Source organism: Burkholderia sp. ABCPW 14, from assembly GCF_001523835.1.
GTDB lineage: Bacteria > Pseudomonadota > Gammaproteobacteria > Burkholderiales > Burkholderiaceae > Burkholderia > Burkholderia mayonis.
Genome location: NZ_LOVS01000086.1, coordinates 1 through 965, shown reverse-complemented (window position 1 = coordinate 965; position 965 = coordinate 1). Strand labels below are relative to the sequence as shown.

General features: G+C 62.7%; 1 protein-coding gene and 1 pseudogene. Both read right to left on the bottom strand.

What is annotated here, in order from left to right:
* On the bottom strand, window positions 1-660 hold a 660-nt coding region (locus tag WS62_RS36310; RefSeq protein ID WP_231748274.1), incomplete at its 3' end, for an IS630 family transposase.
* Window positions 552-875 (bottom strand): annotated as a pseudogene (locus WS62_RS38100) (winged helix-turn-helix domain-containing protein); the annotation flags it as partial. The pseudogene WS62_RS38100 and the gene WS62_RS36310, both read right to left, overlap by 109 nt.
* Window positions 876-965: the final 90 nt, after the last annotated feature.

Here is a 965-nt window from a genome sequence, read left to right as displayed (position 1 = left end):
CTTGAGCTTGCATCGAGCGGTGTGCTTCAACTCGGTCAGGTTGTTGGGACAGAAGTTGGCCAAGGCGTGCCGCTTGAGCCAAGCCCAGAGGTATTCGACTGGATTCAGATCGGGCGCGTAACCGGGCAGCAGTGCCATCTGTACGGCGCCATCCGTGCTGTCGAGGTACTCGCGCACGACGCGGCTCTTGTGCTGCGCTGCGCCGTCCCACACGATCATCAGCTTGCGTCTGGGTTGCGCGCGCAGCGCTTTGAGGAATTCGACGATCTGCGCGCTTTTGATCGCGCCGTCATGCAGGCGGAACAGGAAGTTTGTCCGGGTGAGGCCGGCGACGGCCGAAACATGCTTCCAGTTGAAGTGATACTGAATGATCGGCGTGCAGCCCTTGGGCGCCCACGTACGCACCCGCGTGGGGCGCTCCGAGAGACCCGATTCGTCAATGAAGACGATCAATCGTCGCTCGGCGGCGCACTTTTTTTGAGCGCGGGCCAAGTCTTGCGCTTCCAGGTCAGTACCGCTTCCTCGTTGCGCTCGATGGCTCGACGCTCGGGCTTTTGCGAGCTGAACCCCAATGCGCTCAGCAGCCGCCAGACATGCACCTCGCTGAAGGTCACGCCGTACAGCCGCTCGATGAGTGCCCGTACGCGCTTGAGCGTCCATAGTTCGGTACCGAATCCGTGTGACAGTGGGCCCTGCAGCAGCGCGACGCGCAATCCTTCGAGCTGGCTCGCATCCAATTGCGCCGGCCGCCCCGTGGCCATTACGCGAAGCGCCTCGATGCCGCCCTCGTCGAGCCGGGCTTTCCACGTGTATGCGGTTTGCCGCGCGACCCCGACCGCCTTGGCTGCTTCGGCCGGCGTTTTGCCCGCCAACATCAGCCGACCAGCACGCACCCGCTTGCGCGTAGCTTCGTCCATTTTGGCCATCAACCGAACCTCCATTCAGCGTGATGACTGTATAACGCA